Origin of the sequence: Salmonella sp. SSDFZ69, assembly GCF_004010755.1 — a bacterium.
Taxonomy (GTDB): Bacteria; Pseudomonadota; Gammaproteobacteria; order Enterobacterales; family Enterobacteriaceae; genus Salmonella; species Salmonella enterica.
On sequence record NZ_CP034831.1, the window covers coordinates 441,881 to 459,638 of the forward strand.

32 protein-coding genes are annotated in these 17,758 nt (G+C 50.6%); 31 read left to right on the forward strand and 1 reads right to left on the reverse strand.

What is annotated here, in order from left to right:
* The 7 genes from tusB (at position 1) to bfr (ending at position 5,749) form a co-directional block, all read left to right on the forward strand.
* The gene (gene tusB / locus EOS98_RS02030) at positions 1-288 is read left to right on the forward strand and encodes a sulfurtransferase complex subunit TusB (protein ID WP_000903398.1); all 288 of its coding nucleotides are present in this window, start codon (positions 1-3) and stop codon (positions 286-288) included.
* Positions 289-413: 125 nt separating this feature from the next.
* A complete protein-coding gene (gene rpsL / locus EOS98_RS02035) occupies positions 414-788 on the forward strand; it encodes a 30S ribosomal protein S12 (protein ID WP_000246815.1) in 375 nt (124 codons plus the stop codon).
* 95 nt (positions 789-883) lie between these two features.
* On the forward strand, positions 884-1,354 hold the full coding sequence (gene rpsG / locus EOS98_RS02040; RefSeq protein WP_001138042.1) for a 30S ribosomal protein S7: 471 nt from the start codon (positions 884-886) through the stop codon (positions 1,352-1,354).
* Between the two features lie 96 nt (positions 1,355-1,450).
* Positions 1,451-3,565, forward strand: a complete 2,115-nt coding sequence (gene fusA / locus EOS98_RS02045) for an elongation factor G (protein WP_000124693.1) — start codon at positions 1,451-1,453, stop codon at positions 3,563-3,565.
* A 71-nt stretch (positions 3,566-3,636) separates the two neighbouring features.
* Positions 3,637-4,821 (forward strand): elongation factor Tu, encoded by a 1,185-nt coding sequence (tuf, locus tag EOS98_RS02050; RefSeq protein WP_000031748.1) that lies wholly within the window; start codon positions 3,637-3,639, stop codon positions 4,819-4,821.
* Between the two features lie 184 nt (positions 4,822-5,005).
* Positions 5,006-5,200: a bacterioferritin-associated ferredoxin gene (gene bfd, locus EOS98_RS02055; RefSeq protein ID WP_000289082.1), complete on the forward strand. Its 195-nt coding sequence runs from the start codon at positions 5,006-5,008 to the stop codon at positions 5,198-5,200.
* A gap of 72 nt (positions 5,201-5,272) precedes the next feature.
* Positions 5,273-5,749 (forward strand): bacterioferritin, encoded by a 477-nt coding sequence (bfr, locus tag EOS98_RS02060; protein WP_000675530.1) that lies wholly within the window; start codon positions 5,273-5,275, stop codon positions 5,747-5,749.
* On the opposite strand, the gene hopD is transcribed toward bfr, so the two are convergent.
* The gene (gene hopD / locus EOS98_RS02065; protein ID WP_024798447.1) at positions 5,746-6,213 is read right to left on the reverse strand and encodes a prepilin peptidase; all 468 of its coding nucleotides are present in this window, start codon (positions 6,211-6,213) and stop codon (positions 5,746-5,748) included. The two genes, bfr and hopD, sit on opposite strands and share 4 nt — an antisense overlap.
* A 379-nt stretch (positions 6,214-6,592) precedes the next feature.
* Between hopD and rpsJ the strand changes: the two genes are divergently transcribed.
* From rpsJ to rpsM, 24 genes are all read left to right on the forward strand, one after another.
* Positions 6,593-6,904 (forward strand): 30S ribosomal protein S10, encoded by a 312-nt coding sequence (rpsJ, locus tag EOS98_RS02070; RefSeq protein ID WP_001181005.1) that lies wholly within the window; start codon positions 6,593-6,595, stop codon positions 6,902-6,904.
* 32 nt (positions 6,905-6,936) lie between these two features.
* On the forward strand, positions 6,937-7,566 hold the full coding sequence (gene rplC / locus EOS98_RS02075; protein WP_000579838.1) for a 50S ribosomal protein L3: 630 nt from the start codon (positions 6,937-6,939) through the stop codon (positions 7,564-7,566).
* Between the two features lie 10 nt (positions 7,567-7,576).
* Entirely contained in the window at positions 7,577-8,182 is a 606-nt protein-coding gene (gene rplD, locus EOS98_RS02080) for a 50S ribosomal protein L4 (protein ID WP_000424395.1), read from the forward strand.
* Positions 8,179-8,481 (forward strand): 50S ribosomal protein L23, encoded by a 303-nt coding sequence (gene rplW, locus EOS98_RS02085; protein ID WP_000617546.1) that lies wholly within the window; start codon positions 8,179-8,181, stop codon positions 8,479-8,481. Before rplD ends, rplW begins: the two co-directional genes overlap by 4 nt.
* Positions 8,482-8,498: 17 nt before the next feature.
* Entirely contained in the window at positions 8,499-9,320 is an 822-nt protein-coding gene (rplB, locus tag EOS98_RS02090; protein WP_000301869.1) for a 50S ribosomal protein L2, read from the forward strand.
* A gap of 16 nt (positions 9,321-9,336) precedes the next feature.
* A complete protein-coding gene (gene rpsS / locus EOS98_RS02095) occupies positions 9,337-9,615 on the forward strand; it encodes a 30S ribosomal protein S19 (protein WP_001138115.1) in 279 nt (92 codons plus the stop codon).
* 14 nt (positions 9,616-9,629) lie between these two features.
* Positions 9,630-9,962: a 50S ribosomal protein L22 gene (rplV, locus tag EOS98_RS02100; protein ID WP_000447529.1), complete on the forward strand. Its 333-nt coding sequence runs from the start codon at positions 9,630-9,632 to the stop codon at positions 9,960-9,962.
* Between the two features lie 17 nt (positions 9,963-9,979).
* Positions 9,980-10,681, forward strand: coding sequence for a 30S ribosomal protein S3 (gene rpsC, locus EOS98_RS02105; protein WP_000529945.1), 702 nt, complete (start codon positions 9,980-9,982; stop codon positions 10,679-10,681).
* A 12-nt stretch (positions 10,682-10,693) separates the two neighbouring features.
* Positions 10,694-11,104 (forward strand): 50S ribosomal protein L16, encoded by a 411-nt coding sequence (gene rplP / locus EOS98_RS02110; RefSeq protein WP_000941208.1) that lies wholly within the window; start codon positions 10,694-10,696, stop codon positions 11,102-11,104.
* Positions 11,104-11,295, forward strand: a complete 192-nt coding sequence (rpmC, locus tag EOS98_RS02115) for a 50S ribosomal protein L29 (RefSeq protein ID WP_000644742.1) — start codon at positions 11,104-11,106, stop codon at positions 11,293-11,295. Before rplP ends, rpmC begins: the two co-directional genes overlap by 1 nt.
* A complete protein-coding gene (gene rpsQ, locus EOS98_RS02120; protein ID WP_000130101.1) occupies positions 11,295-11,549 on the forward strand; it encodes a 30S ribosomal protein S17 in 255 nt (84 codons plus the stop codon). The genes rpmC and rpsQ overlap by 1 nt, the downstream gene beginning before the upstream one ends.
* A 163-nt stretch (positions 11,550-11,712) precedes the next feature.
* Entirely contained in the window at positions 11,713-12,084 is a 372-nt protein-coding gene (gene rplN, locus EOS98_RS02125; RefSeq protein WP_000613954.1) for a 50S ribosomal protein L14, read from the forward strand.
* 10 nt (positions 12,085-12,094) lie between these two features.
* On the forward strand, positions 12,095-12,409 hold the full coding sequence (rplX, locus tag EOS98_RS02130) for a 50S ribosomal protein L24 (RefSeq protein ID WP_000729185.1): 315 nt from the start codon (positions 12,095-12,097) through the stop codon (positions 12,407-12,409).
* A 14-nt stretch (positions 12,410-12,423) separates the two neighbouring features.
* Entirely contained in the window at positions 12,424-12,963 is a 540-nt protein-coding gene (gene rplE / locus EOS98_RS02135; protein WP_001096206.1) for a 50S ribosomal protein L5, read from the forward strand.
* A 14-nt stretch (positions 12,964-12,977) separates the two neighbouring features.
* Positions 12,978-13,283, forward strand: coding sequence for a 30S ribosomal protein S14 (rpsN, locus tag EOS98_RS02140; protein ID WP_001118932.1), 306 nt, complete (start codon positions 12,978-12,980; stop codon positions 13,281-13,283).
* A gap of 33 nt (positions 13,284-13,316) precedes the next feature.
* A complete protein-coding gene (rpsH, locus tag EOS98_RS02145; RefSeq protein WP_000062611.1) occupies positions 13,317-13,709 on the forward strand; it encodes a 30S ribosomal protein S8 in 393 nt (130 codons plus the stop codon).
* A 12-nt stretch (positions 13,710-13,721) separates the two neighbouring features.
* Positions 13,722-14,255 (forward strand): 50S ribosomal protein L6, encoded by a 534-nt coding sequence (gene rplF / locus EOS98_RS02150; RefSeq protein ID WP_000091939.1) that lies wholly within the window; start codon positions 13,722-13,724, stop codon positions 14,253-14,255.
* A gap of 9 nt (positions 14,256-14,264) precedes the next feature.
* Positions 14,265-14,618 (forward strand): 50S ribosomal protein L18, encoded by a 354-nt coding sequence (gene rplR, locus EOS98_RS02155; protein WP_000358956.1) that lies wholly within the window; start codon positions 14,265-14,267, stop codon positions 14,616-14,618.
* Between the two features lie 14 nt (positions 14,619-14,632).
* Complete coding sequence (gene rpsE / locus EOS98_RS02160) at positions 14,633-15,136, forward strand: 30S ribosomal protein S5 (protein WP_000940121.1); 504 nt, start codon at positions 14,633-14,635, stop codon at positions 15,134-15,136.
* 3 nt (positions 15,137-15,139) lie between these two features.
* Positions 15,140-15,319: a 50S ribosomal protein L30 gene (gene rpmD, locus EOS98_RS02165; RefSeq protein WP_001140434.1), complete on the forward strand. Its 180-nt coding sequence runs from the start codon at positions 15,140-15,142 to the stop codon at positions 15,317-15,319.
* A gap of 3 nt (positions 15,320-15,322) precedes the next feature.
* Positions 15,323-15,757 carry a 50S ribosomal protein L15 gene (gene rplO / locus EOS98_RS02170; RefSeq protein WP_001238917.1) on the forward strand — a complete coding sequence of 145 codons (435 nt, stop codon included), beginning with the start codon at positions 15,323-15,325 and terminating at the stop codon, positions 15,755-15,757.
* Positions 15,758-15,764: 7 nt separating this feature from the next.
* Positions 15,765-17,096 (forward strand): preprotein translocase subunit SecY, encoded by a 1,332-nt coding sequence (gene secY / locus EOS98_RS02175; protein ID WP_001118864.1) that lies wholly within the window; start codon positions 15,765-15,767, stop codon positions 17,094-17,096.
* Between the two features lie 31 nt (positions 17,097-17,127).
* Positions 17,128-17,244, forward strand: a complete 117-nt coding sequence (gene rpmJ, locus EOS98_RS02180; protein ID WP_000868187.1) for a 50S ribosomal protein L36 — start codon at positions 17,128-17,130, stop codon at positions 17,242-17,244.
* A gap of 146 nt (positions 17,245-17,390) precedes the next feature.
* Positions 17,391-17,747, forward strand: a complete 357-nt coding sequence (gene rpsM, locus EOS98_RS02185; protein WP_000090780.1) for a 30S ribosomal protein S13 — start codon at positions 17,391-17,393, stop codon at positions 17,745-17,747.
* Positions 17,748-17,758: the final 11 nt, after the last annotated feature.

Genomic DNA, 17,758 nt, shown 5'->3' on the forward strand with positions numbered 1-17,758 from the left:
ATGCTGCATACCTTACCTCATTGCGCTTCGGGCGTTGATTTTCCCGCTTTGCTGCGCCTGCTAAAAGAGGGCGATGCGCTTTTGTTGCTCCAGGATGGCGTTACCGTCGCGATTGAAGGTAACCGCTTCCTTGAAAGTCTGCGCGATGCCCCCATAACGGTCTATGCCTTGAAAGAAGACATTGACGCCCGCGGCCTGGGTGGTCAAATTTCAGACAGTGTCGTCAGGGTTGACTATACTGAGTTTGTCAGACTCACGGTTAAGTATGCCAACCAGATGGCCTGGTGATGGCGGGATCGTTGTATATTTCTTGACACCTTTTCGACACCGCCCTAAAATTCGGCGTCCTCATATTGTGTGAGGGCGTTTTATTACGTGTTTACGAAGCAAAAGCTAAAACCAGGAGCTATTTAATGGCAACAGTTAACCAGCTGGTACGCAAACCACGTGCTCGCAAAGTTGCGAAAAGCAACGTGCCTGCGCTGGAAGCATGCCCGCAAAAACGTGGCGTATGTACTCGTGTATATACTACCACTCCTAAAAAACCGAACTCCGCACTGCGTAAAGTTTGCCGTGTTCGTCTGACTAACGGTTTTGAAGTGACTTCCTACATCGGTGGTGAAGGTCACAACCTGCAGGAGCACTCCGTGATCCTGATCCGTGGCGGTCGTGTTAAAGACCTCCCGGGTGTTCGTTACCACACCGTTCGTGGCGCGCTTGACTGCTCCGGCGTTAAAGACCGTAAGCAAGCTCGTTCTAAGTACGGCGTGAAGCGTCCTAAGGCTTAATGGTTCTCCGTTAAGTAAGGCCAAACGTTTTAAATTAATGTCAAACTAAACTCGTAGAGTTTTGGACAATCCTGAATTAACAACGGAGTATTTCCATGCCACGTCGTCGCGTCATTGGTCAGCGTAAAATTCTGCCGGATCCGAAGTTCGGATCAGAACTGCTGGCTAAATTTGTCAATATCCTGATGGTAGATGGTAAAAAATCTACTGCAGAATCAATCGTATACAGCGCGCTGGAGACCCTGGCTCAGCGTTCTGGTAAATCTGAACTGGAAGCTTTCGAAGTCGCTCTCGAAAACGTTCGCCCGACTGTAGAAGTTAAATCCCGCCGTGTAGGTGGTTCTACTTATCAGGTACCAGTTGAAGTCCGTCCGGTCCGTCGTAATGCTCTGGCAATGCGTTGGATCGTAGAAGCTGCTCGTAAACGCGGTGATAAATCCATGGCTCTGCGCCTGGCGAACGAACTTTCTGACGCTGCAGACAACAAAGGTACTGCAGTTAAGAAACGTGAAGACGTTCACCGTATGGCAGAAGCCAACAAGGCGTTCGCACACTACCGTTGGTAATCCCTTCGGAGTCATAGTCACCAGGCGGGCGCTTCAGGTAAGTCGCCCGTTTTGGATAACTTAACTGAACGCCTAAAGATATCAACGAGGAATCAAATGGCTCGTACAACACCCATCGCACGCTACCGTAATATCGGTATCAGTGCGCACATCGACGCCGGTAAAACCACTACTACCGAACGTATTCTGTTCTACACCGGTGTAAACCACAAAATCGGTGAAGTTCATGACGGCGCAGCTACCATGGACTGGATGGAGCAGGAGCAGGAGCGTGGTATTACTATCACCTCCGCAGCGACTACTGCATTCTGGTCTGGTATGGCTAAGCAGTATGAACCGCATCGCATCAACATCATCGACACCCCGGGGCACGTTGACTTCACTATCGAAGTAGAACGTTCCATGCGTGTTCTCGATGGTGCGGTAATGGTTTACTGCGCAGTTGGTGGTGTTCAGCCGCAGTCTGAAACCGTATGGCGTCAGGCAAACAAATACAAAGTTCCGCGTATTGCGTTCGTTAACAAAATGGACCGCATGGGCGCGAACTTCCTGAAAGTTGTTGGTCAGATCAAAACCCGTCTGGGCGCGAACCCGGTTCCGCTGCAGCTGGCAATTGGTGCTGAAGAAGGTTTCACCGGCGTTGTTGACCTGGTGAAAATGAAAGCCATCAACTGGAACGATGCCGACCAGGGCGTTACCTTCGAATACGAAGATATCCCGGCTGACATGCAGGACCTGGCTAACGAATGGCACCAGAACCTGATCGAGTCCGCCGCAGAAGCTTCTGAAGAGCTGATGGAAAAATACCTGGGTGGTGAAGAACTGACTGAAGAAGAGATCAAACAAGCTCTGCGTCAGCGCGTTCTGAACAACGAAATCATCCTGGTAACCTGTGGTTCTGCATTTAAGAACAAAGGTGTTCAGGCGATGCTGGATGCGGTAATTGATTACCTGCCATCCCCGGTAGACGTACCTGCGATCAACGGTATTCTGGACGACGGTAAAGATACTCCGGCTGAGCGTCACGCAAGCGACGACGAGCCGTTCTCTGCGCTGGCGTTCAAAATCGCTACCGACCCGTTTGTGGGTAACCTGACCTTCTTCCGTGTGTACTCCGGTGTGGTTAACTCTGGTGATACCGTACTGAACTCCGTGAAAACCGCACGTGAGCGTTTCGGTCGTATCGTTCAGATGCACGCCAACAAACGTGAAGAGATCAAAGAAGTTCGCGCGGGCGACATCGCGGCTGCTATCGGCCTGAAAGACGTGACTACCGGTGACACCCTGTGTGATCCGGAAAACCCGATCATTCTGGAACGTATGGAATTCCCTGAGCCGGTAATCTCCATCGCGGTAGAACCGAAAACCAAAGCTGACCAGGAAAAAATGGGTCTGGCTCTGGGCCGTCTGGCGAAAGAAGACCCGTCATTCCGCGTATGGACTGATGAAGAATCTAACCAGACCATCATCGCTGGTATGGGTGAACTTCACCTGGATATCATCGTTGACCGTATGAAGCGTGAATTCAACGTTGAAGCTAACGTGGGTAAACCTCAGGTTGCTTACCGCGAAGCGATTCGCGCGAAAGTTACCGACATCGAAGGTAAACACGCGAAACAGTCTGGTGGTCGCGGTCAGTATGGTCATGTTGTTATCGACATGTACCCGCTGGAGCCGGGCTCTAACCCGAAAGGTTACGAGTTCATCAACGACATCAAAGGTGGTGTAATTCCTGGCGAATACATCCCGGCCGTTGATAAAGGCATCCAGGAGCAGCTGAAGTCTGGCCCGCTGGCGGGTTATCCGGTAGTTGATCTCGGCGTGCGTCTGCACTTCGGTTCTTACCATGACGTTGACTCCTCTGAGCTGGCGTTTAAACTGGCTGCGTCTATCGCCTTTAAAGAAGGCTTTAAGAAAGCAAAACCAGTTCTGCTTGAGCCGATCATGAAGGTTGAAGTAGAAACACCTGAAGAGAATACCGGTGACGTTATCGGCGACCTTAGCCGCCGTCGTGGTATGCTCAAAGGTCAGGAATCTGAAGTTACAGGCGTTAAGATCCACGCTGAAGTACCGCTGTCTGAAATGTTCGGATATGCAACTCAGCTGCGTTCTCTGACCAAAGGTCGCGCATCGTACACTATGGAATTCCTGAAGTATGATGATGCGCCGAACAACGTTGCTCAGGCCGTAATCGAAGCCCGTGGTAAATAAGCCGCAGGGTTAAAAACCAAAATCCCGTGCTCTCTCCTGAAGGGGAGAGCGCTATAGTAAGGAATATAGCCGTGTCTAAAGAAAAATTTGAACGTACAAAACCGCACGTTAACGTCGGCACCATCGGCCACGTTGACCACGGTAAAACTACCCTGACCGCTGCAATCACCACCGTACTGGCTAAAACCTACGGCGGTGCTGCTCGTGCATTCGACCAGATCGATAACGCGCCGGAAGAAAAAGCGCGTGGTATCACCATCAACACTTCTCACGTTGAATACGATACCCCGACCCGCCACTACGCACACGTAGACTGCCCGGGGCACGCCGACTATGTTAAAAACATGATCACCGGTGCTGCTCAGATGGACGGCGCGATCCTGGTTGTTGCTGCGACTGACGGCCCGATGCCGCAGACCCGTGAGCACATCCTGCTGGGTCGTCAGGTAGGCGTTCCGTACATCATCGTGTTCCTGAACAAATGCGACATGGTTGATGACGAAGAGCTGCTGGAACTGGTTGAAATGGAAGTTCGTGAACTTCTGTCTCAGTACGACTTCCCGGGCGACGACACTCCGATCGTTCGTGGTTCTGCTCTGAAAGCGCTGGAAGGCGACGCAGAGTGGGAAGCGAAAATCATCGAACTGGCTGGCTTCCTGGATTCTTACATCCCGGAACCAGAGCGTGCGATTGACAAGCCGTTCCTGCTGCCGATCGAAGACGTATTCTCCATCTCCGGTCGTGGTACCGTTGTTACCGGTCGTGTAGAACGCGGTATCATCAAAGTGGGCGAAGAAGTTGAAATCGTTGGTATCAAAGAGACTCAGAAGTCTACCTGTACTGGCGTTGAAATGTTCCGCAAACTGCTGGACGAAGGCCGTGCCGGTGAGAACGTAGGTGTTCTGCTGCGTGGTATCAAACGTGAAGAAATCGAACGTGGTCAGGTACTGGCTAAGCCGGGCACCATCAAGCCGCACACCAAGTTCGAATCTGAAGTGTACATTCTGTCCAAAGATGAAGGCGGCCGTCATACTCCGTTCTTCAAAGGCTACCGTCCGCAGTTCTACTTCCGTACTACTGACGTGACTGGTACCATCGAACTGCCGGAAGGCGTAGAGATGGTAATGCCGGGCGACAACATCAAAATGGTTGTTACCCTGATCCACCCGATCGCGATGGACGACGGTCTGCGTTTCGCAATCCGTGAAGGCGGCCGTACCGTTGGCGCGGGCGTTGTTGCTAAAGTTCTGGGCTAATTACTCGTTAATTAGTTTTGAATTGAAGAGGGCGCTTCGGCGCCCTTTTTGTTGCCTGCTATTTAGCCGCTGTTATATTTATTTGCCTTTTTTAACGCTTCTCCCGTGGCGTAAATCGCTTTGTGCTATTGTAATCATAACCATTCTCATTTACACTTTGTGCAGAAATTGAACGGGAGCGATCATGTACGTTTGTTTGTGTAATGGTATAAGCGATAAAAAAATCCGCCAGGCTGTACGACAATTTCATCCACAGTCATTTCAACAGTTGCGTAAATTTATTCCTGTGGGAAATCAATGTGGTAAGTGTATTCGCGCCGCGCGAGAAGTGATGCAGGATGAGTTAACGCAAATGCCGGAATTTAAAGAGATCGCCTGAGTCACACTCTTTTTTTTGACATCCCTGTAGCCCCATCTACGCTCTAGAGAGTGGAAGCGGAGGGACTATAAAATGAAAGGTGATGTTAAAATCATAAATTATCTCAATAAACTATTGGGAAATGAGCTTGTCGCAATTAATCAGTATTTTCTTCATGCCCGTATGTTCAAAAACTGGGGCCTGACCCGGCTTAATGATGTTGAGTACCATGAATCCATTGATGAGATGAAACACGCCGATAAGTATATTGAGCGTATTTTATTTCTGGAAGGCATACCGAACCTACAGGATCTGGGCAAGCTGGGCATCGGTGAAGATGTCGAAGAGATGCTACGATCGGATCTCCGGCTCGAACTGGAAGGCGCAAAAGATCTACGTGAGGCAATAGCCTATGCTGATAGCGTTCATGATTATGTCAGCCGGGATATGATGATTGAAATTCTTGCCGACGAGGAAGGCCACATCGACTGGCTGGAAACTGAGCTGGATTTGATTGCTAAACTTGGTATGCAAAATTATCTGCAATCACAAATTAAGGTGACCGATTAACCGTCTGGAAAGAAAACTTTCCAACCTGTTATGAAACCCGCCACCGCCAGCCATGGCCCAAAAGGTAGCGGGTTTATTAATGCCGATTTACCTCTCACCAGTAGCGCGACGCCAAACCTGCCACAGGCCAACATGGCGGCAAGGAAAACCAGTAACGGCAGTGTTTCCCAACAATGCCACGCCCCTAAGGCAGCAAGGTACTTGACGTCGCCATATCCAAGCCCCTCTTTCTGATAACGCAGGCGATAGCCCCAGTAAATTAACGCGAATCCGCTATAGCCGGCGATAGCACCCCAAAGCGCATCCGGTAAACGCTCCGGCAGGCAAATCTGGTGATAAAGCAGACCCCCCCACAGTAATGGACAAGTAAACCGGTCAGGCAACAGTCCGGTACGCGCGTCGTATATGCCAAGTAATAAAGAGAACGACGCATAAAAAATGAGAAAGGGGAGGGCAACAAACATAAGCAAATCCTCGTCAAGGCTTGTGCTCACCTTTATAGATTTATGCGACAGCGACAACGACGTATTGCCAGGTTTGCCTGATGCCTTCCAAAGAAAAGATACGCGTTGCCATCCTATGCGTACCATCTGGAATCGTGCTCGCATAAGAATAAAGCGCTTAATTTCTATCCGACACTTGCGTCAGGCTGAGATTTACGTATAATGCGCGGGCTTGTCGTAATTGACGGCAGGTTCGATTTGAACCTCGAATAGCCGATTTGGCTATTTAACAATGCTCCCAATCGGGGAGCTACGTAAGAACGGTTACACTCTCCCATCAATCGTAATGGGTGTGAGGAGTAATCATTTTCGTTTATAAAATAATTGGAGCTCTGGTCTCATGCAGAACCAAAGAATCCGTATCCGCCTGAAAGCGTTTGATCATCGTCTGATCGATCAATCAACCGCGGAAATCGTCGAGACTGCCAAGCGCACTGGTGCGCAGGTTCGCGGTCCGATCCCGCTGCCGACCCGCAAAGAGCGCTTTACCGTTCTGATCTCTCCGCACGTTAACAAAGATGCGCGCGATCAGTACGAAATTCGCACTCACAAGCGTCTGGTTGACATCGTTGAGCCAACCGAGAAAACCGTTGATGCTCTGATGCGTCTGGACCTGGCTGCCGGTGTAGACGTGCAGATCAGCCTGGGTTAATCAGGTCATCGAGCGATTGAGAGGTTGATACAATGATTGGTTTAGTCGGTAAAAAAGTGGGTATGACCCGCATCTTCACTGAAGATGGCGTCTCTATCCCAGTAACCGTAATCGAAGTTGAAGCAAACCGTGTTACTCAGGTTAAAGACCTGGCTAACGATGGCTACCGCGCTGTTCAGGTTACTACGGGTGCTAAAAAAGCTAACCGTGTCACCAAGCCGGAAGCGGGTCACTTTGCTAAAGCTGGCGTAGAAGCTGGCCGTGGTCTGTGGGAATTCCGTCTGGCTGAAGGCGAAGAATACACCGTAGGTCAGAGCATCAGCGTTGAACTGTTTGCTGACGTTAAAAAAGTTGACGTAACCGGTACCTCTAAAGGTAAAGGTTTCGCTGGTACCGTTAAGCGCTGGAACTTCCGTACCCAAGACGCTACTCACGGTAACTCCTTGTCTCACCGCGTTCCGGGTTCTATCGGTCAGAACCAGACTCCGGGCAAAGTGTTCAAAGGCAAGAAAATGGCAGGTCAGATGGGTAATGAGCGCGTAACCGTTCAGAGCCTTGACGTAGTACGCGTTGACGCTGAGCGCAACCTGCTGCTGGTTAAGGGTGGTGTTCCGGGTGCAACCGGTTGCGACCTGATCGTTAAACCAGCTGTGAAGGCGTAAGGGGATAGCAATGGAATTAGTATTGAAAGACGCGCAGAGCGCGCTGACTGTTTCCGAAACTACCTTCGGTCGTGATTTCAACGAAGCGCTGGTTCACCAGGTTGTTGTTGCTTATGCAGCTGGTGCTCGTCAGGGTACTCGTGCTCAGAAGACTCGTGCTGAAGTAACTGGTTCCGGTAAAAAACCGTGGCGCCAGAAAGGCACTGGCCGTGCGCGTTCAGGTTCTATCAAGAGCCCGATCTGGCGTTCCGGTGGCGTGACCTTCGCTGCTCGTCCGCAGGACCACAGTCAAAAAGTTAACAAGAAGATGTACCGCGGCGCGCTGAAAAGCATCCTGTCCGAACTGGTACGTCAGGATCGTCTGATCGTTGTCGAGAAGTTCTCTGTAGAAGCGCCGAAAACTAAGCTGCTGGCACAGAAACTGAAAGACATGGCTCTGGAAGATGTGCTGATCATCACCGGTGAGCTGGACGAGAACCTGTTCCTGGCCGCACGTAACCTGCACAAGGTTGACGTACGCGATGCGACTGGTATCGACCCGGTTAGCCTGATCGCCTTCGACAAAGTCGTAATGACTGCTGATGCTGTTAAGCAAGTTGAGGAGATGCTGGCATGATTCGTGAAGAACGTCTGCTGAAGGTGCTGCGCGCACCGCACGTTTCTGAAAAAGCGTCTACTGCGATGGAAAAAACTAACACCATCGTTCTCAAAGTTGCTAAAGACGCGACCAAAGCAGAAATCAAAGCTGCTGTGCAGAAACTGTTTGAAGTCGAAGTCGAAGTCGTTAACACCCTGGTCGTTAAAGGGAAAGTTAAACGTCACGGACAGCGTATCGGTCGTCGTAGCGACTGGAAAAAAGCTTACGTCACCCTGAAAGAAGGCCAGAATCTGGACTTCGTCGGCGGCGCTGAGTAAGTCGGAGGAGTAATACAATGGCAGTTGTTAAATGTAAACCGACATCTCCGGGTCGTCGCCACGTCGTTAAAGTGGTCAACCCAGAGCTGCACAAGGGCAAACCTTTTGCTCCGCTGGTTGAAAAAAACAGCAAATCCGGTGGTCGTAACAACAATGGCCGTATCACCACTCGTCATATCGGTGGTGGTCACAAACAGGCTTATCGTATTGTTGACTTCAAACGCAACAAAGACGGTATCCCGGCAGTTGTTGAACGTCTTGAGTACGATCCGAACCGTTCCGCGAACATCGCGCTGGTTCTGTACAAAGACGGCGAACGCCGTTACATCCTGGCCCCGAAAGGCCTGAAAGCTGGCGACCAGATTCAGTCTGGCGTTGATGCTGCAATCAAAGCAGGCAACACCCTGCCGATGCGCAATATCCCGGTTGGTTCTACCGTTCATAACGTAGAAATGAAACCAGGTAAAGGCGGTCAGCTGGCGCGTTCCGCTGGTACTTACGTTCAGATCGTTGCTCGCGATGGCGCTTATGTCACCCTGCGTCTGCGTTCTGGTGAAATGCGTAAAGTCGAAGCAGACTGCCGTGCAACCCTGGGCGAAGTTGGCAATGCTGAGCATATGCTGCGCGTTCTGGGTAAAGCAGGTGCTGCACGCTGGCGTGGCGTTCGTCCTACCGTTCGCGGTACTGCGATGAACCCAGTAGACCACCCACATGGTGGTGGTGAAGGTCGTAACTTTGGTAAGCACCCGGTAACTCCGTGGGGCGTTCAGACCAAAGGTAAGAAGACCCGCAGCAACAAGCGTACTGATAAATTCATCGTACGTCGCCGTAGCAAATAATTTTAGAGGATAAGCCATGCCACGTTCTCTCAAGAAAGGTCCTTTTATTGACCTGCACTTGCTGAAGAAGGTAGAGAAAGCGGTGGAAAGCGGAGACAAGAAGCCCCTGCGCACCTGGTCCCGTCGTTCAACGATCTTTCCTAACATGATCGGTTTGACCATCGCTGTCCATAATGGTCGTCAGCACGTTCCGGTATTTGTTTCCGACGAAATGGTCGGTCACAAACTGGGTGAATTCGCACCGACTCGTACTTATCGCGGCCACGCTGCTGATAAAAAAGCGAAGAAGAAATAAGGTAGGAGGAAGAGATGGAAACTATCGCTAAACATCGCCATGCTCGTTCTTCTGCTCAGAAGGTTCGCCTTGTTGCTGACCTGATTCGCGGTAAGAAAGTGTCGCAGGCTCTGGATATTCTGACCTACACCAACAAGAAAGCGGCTGTACTGGTCAAGAAAGTTCTGGAATCTGCCATTGCTAACGCTGAACACAACGATGGCGCTGACATTGACGATCTGAAAGTTACGAAAATTTTCGTAGACGAAGGCCCGAGCATGAAGCGCATTATGCCGCGTGCAAAAGGTCGTGCAGATCGCATCCTGAAGCGCACCAGCCACATCACTGTGGTTGTGTCCGATCGCTGAGACTCTGGAGACTAGCAATGGGTCAGAAAGTACATCCTAATGGTATTCGCCTGGGTATTGTAAAACCATGGAACTCTACCTGGTTTGCGAACACCAAAGAATTCGCTGACAACCTGGACAGCGATTTTAAAGTACGTCAGTACCTGACGAAGGAACTGGCTAAAGCGTCTGTATCTCGTATCGTTATCGAGCGTCCGGCTAAGAGCATCCGTGTGACTATTCACACCGCTCGCCCGGGTATCGTTATCGGTAAAAAAGGTGAAGACGTAGAAAAACTGCGTAAGGTCGTAGCGGATATCGCTGGCGTTCCTGCACAGATCAACATCGCCGAAGTTCGTAAACCTGAACTGGACGCTAAACTGGTTGCTGACAGCATCACTTCTCAGCTGGAACGTCGCGTTATGTTCCGTCGTGCGATGAAGCGTGCTGTACAGAACGCCATGCGTCTGGGCGCTAAAGGTATCAAAGTTGAAGTTAGCGGCCGTCTGGGCGGCGCGGAAATCGCACGTACCGAATGGTACCGCGAAGGTCGCGTACCGCTGCACACTCTGCGTGCTGACATCGACTACAACACCTCTGAAGCGCACACCACTTATGGTGTAATCGGCGTTAAAGTGTGGATCTTCAAAGGCGAGATCCTGGGTGGTATGGCTGCTGTTGAACAACCGGAAAAACCGGCTGCTCAACCGAAAAAGCAGCAGCGTAAAGGCCGTAAATAAGGAGCGTCGCTGATGTTACAACCAAAGCGTACAAAATTCCGTAAAATGCACAAAGGCCGCAACCGTGGTCTGGCTGCAGGCGCGGATGTTAGCTTCGGCAGCTTCGGCCTGAAAGCTGTTGGCCGTGGTCGTCTGACTGCCCGTCAGATCGAAGCAGCACGTCGTGCTATGACCCGTGCAGTTAAGCGTCAAGGTAAGATCTGGATCCGTGTATTCCCGGACAAACCGATCACTGAAAAGCCGCTGGCAGTGCGTATGGGTAAAGGTAAAGGTAACGTGGAGTATTGGGTTGCCTTGATTCAGCCGGGTAAAGTCCTGTATGAAATGGACGGCGTACCGGAAGAGCTGGCCCGTGAAGCATTCAAGCTGGCAGCAGCGAAACTGCCGATTAAAACCACCTTTGTAACTAAGACGGTGATGTAATGAAAGCAAAAGAGCTGCGTGAGAAGAGCGTTGAAGAGCTGAACACCGAGCTACTGAACCTGCTGCGTGAGCAGTTCAACCTGCGTATGCAGGCTGCAAGTGGCCAGCTGCAACAGTCTCACCTGTTGAAGCAAGTGCGTCGTGATGTCGCACGCGTTAAGACTTTACTGACTGAGAAGGCGGGTGCGTAATGACCGATAAAATCCGTACTCTGCAAGGTCGCGTGGTTAGCGACAAAATGGAGAAATCCATTGTTGTTGCTATCGAACGTTTTGTGAAACACCCGATCTACGGTAAATTCATCAAGCGTACGACCAAAATGCACGTACATGACGAGAACAACGAATGCGGTATCGGCGACGTGGTTGAAATCCGCGAATGCCGTCCGCTGTCCAAGACCAAATCCTGGACTCTGGTTCGCGTTGTAGAGAAAGCGGTTCTGTAATACAGTACGCATTCTCAACGAATAAACGGCTCAGCGATGGGCCGTTTATTTTTTCTACCCATATCTGATTTGCGGTGTTATAATGCCGCGCCCTCGATATGGGGTTTTTTTAACGACCTGATTTTCGGGTCTCAGTAGTAGTTGACATTAGCGGAGCACTAAAATGATCCAAGAACAGACTATGCTGAACGTCGCCGACAACTCCGGTGCACGTCGCGTAATGTGTATCAAGGTTCTGGGTGGCTCGCACCGTCGCTACGCAGGCGTAGGCGACATCATTAAGATCACCATCAAAGAAGCGATTCCGCGTGGTAAGGTCAAAAAAGGTGATGTGCTGAAGGCGGTAGTGGTGCGCACCAAGAAGGGTGTTCGTCGCCCGGACGGTTCTGTCATTCGCTTCGATGGTAATGCATGCGTTATTTTAAACAATAACAGCGAGCAGCCTATCGGTACGCGTATTTTTGGGCCGGTAACTCGTGAACTTCGTAACGAGAAGTTCATGAAAATTATCTCTCTGGCACCAGAAGTACTCTAAGGAGCGAATCATGGCAGCGAAAATCCGTCGTGATGACGAAGTTATCGTGTTAACCGGTAAAGATAAAGGTAAACGCGGTAAAGTTAAGAATGTCCTGTCTTCCGGCAAGGTCATTGTTGAAGGTATCAACCTGGTTAAGAAACACCAGAAGCCGGTTCCGGCTCTGAACCAACCGGGCGGCATCGTTGAAAAAGAAGCTGCAATTCAGGTTTCTAACGTTGCAATCTTCAATGCGGCAACCGGCAAGGCTGACCGTGTAGGCTTTAGATTCGAAGACGGCAAAAAAGTCCGTTTCTTCAAGTCTAACAGCGAAACTATCAAGTAATTTGGAGTAGTACGATGGCGAAACTGCATGATTACTACAAAGACGAAGTAGTTAACAAACTCATGACTGAGTTTAACTACAATTCTGTCATGCAAGTCCCTCGGGTCGAGAAGATCACCCTGAACATGGGTGTTGGTGAAGCGATCGCTGACAAGAAACTGCTGGATAACGCAGCAGCAGACCTGACAGCAATCTCCGGTCAAAAACCGTTGATCACCAAAGCACGCAAATCTGTTGCAGGCTTCAAAATCCGTCAGGGCTATCCGATCGGCTGTAAAGTAACTCTGCGTGGCGAACGCATGTGGGAGTTCTTTGAGCGCCTGATCACTATTGCTGTTCCTCGTATCCGTGACTTCCGTGGCTTGTCCGCTAAGTCATTCGACGGTCGTGGTAACTACAGCATGGGTGTCCGTGAGCAGATCATCTTCCCAGAAATCGACTACGATAAAGTCGACCGCGTTCGTGGTTTGGATATTACCATTACCACTACTGCGAAATCTGACGAAGAAGGCCGTGCTCTGCTGGCTGCCTTTGACTTCCCGTTCCGCAAGTAAGGTAGGGTTACTAAATGGCTAAGCAATCAATGAAAGCACGCGAAGTAAAACGCGTAGCTTTAGCTGATAAATACTTCGCGAAACGCGCTGAACTGAAAGCGATCATCTCTGATGTGAACGCAACCGACGAAGATCGTTGGAATGCGGTTCTTAAGCTGCAGACTCTGCCGCGTGATTCCAGCCCGTCACGTCAGCGTAACCGCTGCCGTCAAACTGGTCGTCCGCACGCTTTCCTGCGGAAGTTCGGGTTGAGCCGTATTAAGGTCCGTGAAGCCGCTATGCGCGGTGAAATTCCGGGTCTGAAAAAGGCTAGCTGGTAATTGTCACCAATTGAATCACGGGAGTAAAGACAGATGAGCATGCAAGATCCGATCGCGGATATGCTGACCCGTATCCGTAACGGTCAGGCCGCGAACAAAGCTGCGGTCACCATGCCTTCCTCCAAGCTGAAAGTGGCAATTGCCAACGTGCTGAAGGAAGAAGGTTTTATTGAAGATTTTAAAGTTGAAGGCGACACCAAGCCGGAACTGGAACTGACTCTTAAGTATTTCCAGGGTAAAGCTGTTGTAGAAAGCATTCAGCGTGTCAGCCGCCCAGGTCTGCGCATCTACAAACGTAAAGATGAGCTGCCGAAAGTTATGGCCGGTCTGGGTATCGCAGTTGTTTCTACCTCTAAAGGTGTTATGACTGATCGTGCAGCGCGCCAGGCTGGTCTTGGTGGCGAAATTATCTGCTACGTAGCCTAATCGGAGGAAAAAATGTCTCGTGTTGCTAAAGCACCGGTCGTTGTTCCTGCCGGCGTTGATGTCAAAATCAACGGTCAGGTTATTACGATCAAAGGTAAAAACGGCGAGCTGACTCGTACTCTCAACGATGCTGTTGAAGTTAAACATGCAGATAATGCACTGACCTTCGGTCCGCGTGATGGTTACGCAGACGGTTGGGCACAGGCTGGTACCGCGCGTGCCCTGCTGAACTCAATGGTTATCGGTGTTACCGAAGGCTTCACTAAGAAGCTGCAGCTGGTTGGTGTAGGTTATCGTGCAGCGGTTAAAGGGAATGTAGTAAACCTGTCTTTAGGTTTCTCTCACCCGGTTGACCATCAGCTGCCGGCAGGTATCACTGCTGAATGTCCGACTCAAACTGAAATCGTGCTGAAAGGCGCTGATAAGCAGGTGATCGGTCAGGTTGCAGCAGATCTGCGCGCCTACCGTCGTCCTGAGCCTTACAAAGGCAAGGGTGTTCGTTACGCCGACGAAGTCGTGCGTACCAAAGAGGCTAAGAAGAAGTAAGGTAACACTATGGATAAGAAATCTGCTCGTATCCGTCGTGCGACCCGCGCACGCCGCAAGCTCAAAGAGCTGGGCGCAACTCGCCTGGTGGTACATCGTACCCCGCGTCATATTTACGCACAGGTAATTGCACCGAACGGTTCTGAAGTTCTGGTAGCTGCTTCTACTGTAGAAAAAGCTATCGCTGAACAACTGAAGTACACCGGTAACAAAGACGCGGCTGCAGCTGTGGGTAAAGCTGTCGCTGAACGCGCTCTGGAAAAAGGCATCAAAGATGTGTCCTTTGACCGTTCCGGGTTCCAATATCATGGTCGTGTCCAGGCACTGGCAGATGCTGCCCGTGAAGCTGGCCTTCAGTTCTAAGGTAGAGGTGTAAGATGGCTCACATCGAAAAACAAGCTGGCGAACTGCAGGAAAAGCTGATCGCGGTAAACCGCGTATCTAAAACCGTTAAAGGTGGTCGTATTTTCTCCTTCACAGCTCTGACTGTAGTAGGCGATGGTAACGGTCGCGTAGGTTTTGGTTACGGTAAAGCGCGTGAAGTTCCAGCAGCGATCCAGAAAGCGATGGAAAAAGCCCGTCGCAATATGATTAACGTCGCGCTGAATAACGGCACCCTGCAGCACCCGGTTAAAGGTGTTCACACGGGGTCTCGTGTATTCATGCAGCCAGCTTCCGAAGGTACCGGTATCATCGCCGGTGGTGCAATGCGCGCCGTTCTGGAAGTTGCTGGGGTTCATAACGTTCTGGCTAAAGCATACGGTTCCACCAACCCGATCAACGTGGTTCGTGCAACTATCGACGGCCTGGAAAATATGAATTCTCCAGAAATGGTCGCTGCCAAGCGTGGTAAATCCGTTGAAGAAATTCTGGGGAAATAAACCATGGCAAAGACTATTAAAATTACTCAAACCCGCAGTGCAATCGGTCGTCTGCCGAAACACAAGGCAACGCTGCTTGGCCTGGGTCTGCGTCGTATTGGCCACACCGTAGAGCGCGAGGATACTCCTGCTGTTCGTGGTATGGTCAACGCGGTTTCCTTCATGGTTAAAGTTGAGGAGTAAGAGATGCGTTTAAATACTCTGTCTCCGGCCGAAGGCTCCAAAAAGGCGGGTAAACGCCTGGGTCGTGGTATCGGTTCTGGCCTCGGTAAAACCGGTGGTCGTGGTCACAAAGGTCAGAAGTCTCGTTCTGGCGGTGGCGTACGTCGCGGTTTCGAGGGTGGTCAGATGCCTCTGTACCGTCGTCTGCCGAAATTCGGCTTCACTTCTCGCAAAGCAGCGATTACAGCCGAAGTTCGTCTGTCTGACCTGGCGAAAGTAGAAGGCGGCGTTGTAGACCTGAACACGCTGAAAGCGGCAAACATTATCGGTATCCAGATCGAGTTCGCGAAAGTGATCCTGGCTGGCGAAGTCACTACTCCGGTAACTGTTCGTGGCCTGCGTGTTACTAAAGGCGCTCGTGCTGCTATCGAAGCTGCTGGCGGTAAAATCGAGGAATAAGTAGCAGATGGCTAAACAACCGGGATTAGATTTTCAAAGTGCCAAAGGTGGCTTAGGTGAGCTGAAACGCAGACTGCTGTTTGTTATCGGCGCGCTGATTGTGTTCCGTATTGGCTCTTTTATTCCGATCCCTGGTATTGATGCCGCTGTACTTGCCAAACTGCTTGAGCAACAGCGAGGCACCATCATTGAAATGTTTAACATGTTCTCTGGTGGTGCTCTCAGCCGTGCTTCTATCTTTGCCCTGGGGATCATGCCGTATATTTCGGCGTCGATCATTATCCAGCTGTTGACGGTGGTTCATCCAACGCTGGCAGAAATTAAGAAAGAAGGGGAGTCTGGTCGTCGTAAGATCAGCCAGTACACCCGTTACGGTACTCTGGTGCTGGCGATATTCCAGTCGATCGGTATTGCTACCGGTTTGCCGAATATGCCTGGTATGCAGGGCCTGGTGATGAATCCAGGCTTTGCATTCTATTTCACCGCTGTTGTAAGTCTGGTTACAGGGACGATGTTCCTGATGTGGCTCGGCGAACAGATTACTGAGCGCGGTATCGGTAACGGTATCTCAATCATCATCTTCGCTGGTATCGTTGCGGGACTCCCGCCAGCCATTGCCCATACTATCGAGCAAGCGCGTCAAGGCGACCTGCACTTCCTCGTGTTGCTGTTGGTTGCAGTATTAGTATTTGCAGTGACGTTCTTTGTAGTATTCGTTGAACGTGGTCAACGCCGTATTGTGGTAAACTACGCCAAACGTCAGCAAGGTCGTCGTGTCTATGCTGCACAGAGCACACATTTACCGCTGAAAGTGAATATGGCGGGGGTAATCCCGGCAATCTTCGCTTCCAGTATTATTCTGTTCCCGGCGACCATCGCGTCATGGTTCGGGGGCGGTACTGGTTGGAACTGGCTGACAACAATTTCGCTGTATTTGCAGCCTGGGCAACCGCTTTATGTGTTACTCTATGCGTCTGCAATCATCTTCTTCTGTTTCTTCTACACGGCGTTGGTTTTCAACCCGCGTGAAACAGCAGATAACCTGAAGAAGTCCGGTGCATTTGTACCAGGAATTCGTCCGGGAGAGCAAACGGCGAAGTATATCGATAAAGTAATGACCCGCCTGACCCTGGTTGGTGCGCTGTATATTACCTTTATCTGCCTGATCCCGGAGTTCATGCGTGATGCAATGAAAGTGCCGTTCTACTTCGGTGGGACCTCACTGCTTATCGTTGTTGTCGTGATTATGGACTTTATGGCTCAAGTGCAAACTCTGATGATGTCCAGTCAGTATGAGTCTGCATTGAAGAAGGCGAACCTGAAAGGCTACGGCCGTTAATTGGTCGCCTGAGAAGTTACGGAGAGTAAAAATGAAAGTTCGTGCTTCCGTCAAGAAATTATGCCGTAACTGCAAAATCGTTAAGCGTGATGGTGTCATCCGTGTGATTTGCAGTGCCGAGCCGAAGCATAAACAGCGCCAAGGCTGATTTTTTCGCATATTTTTCTTGCAAAGTTGGGTTGAGCTGGCTAGATTAGCCAGCCAATCTTTTGTATGTCTGTACGTTTCCATTTGAGTATCCTGAAAACGGGCTTTTCAGCATGGTACGTACATATTAAATAGTAGGAGTGCATAGTGGCCCGTATAGCAGGCATTAACATTCCTGATCAGAAACACGCCGTGATCGCGTTAACTTCGATCTACGGTGTCGGCAAGACCCGTTCTAAAGCCATCCTGGCTGCAGCGGGTATCGCTGAAAATGTTAAGATCAGTGAGCTGTCTGAAGAACAAATCGACACGCTGCGTGACGAAGTTGCCAAATTTGTCGTTGAAGGTGATCTGCGCCGTGAAATCAGCATGAGCATCAAGCGCCTGATGGATCTTGGTTGCTATCGCGGTTTGCGTCATCGTCGTGGTCTCCCGGTTCGCGGTCAGCGTACCAAGACCAACGCTCGTACCCGTAAGGGTCCGCGCAAACCGATCAAGAAATAATCGGGGTGATT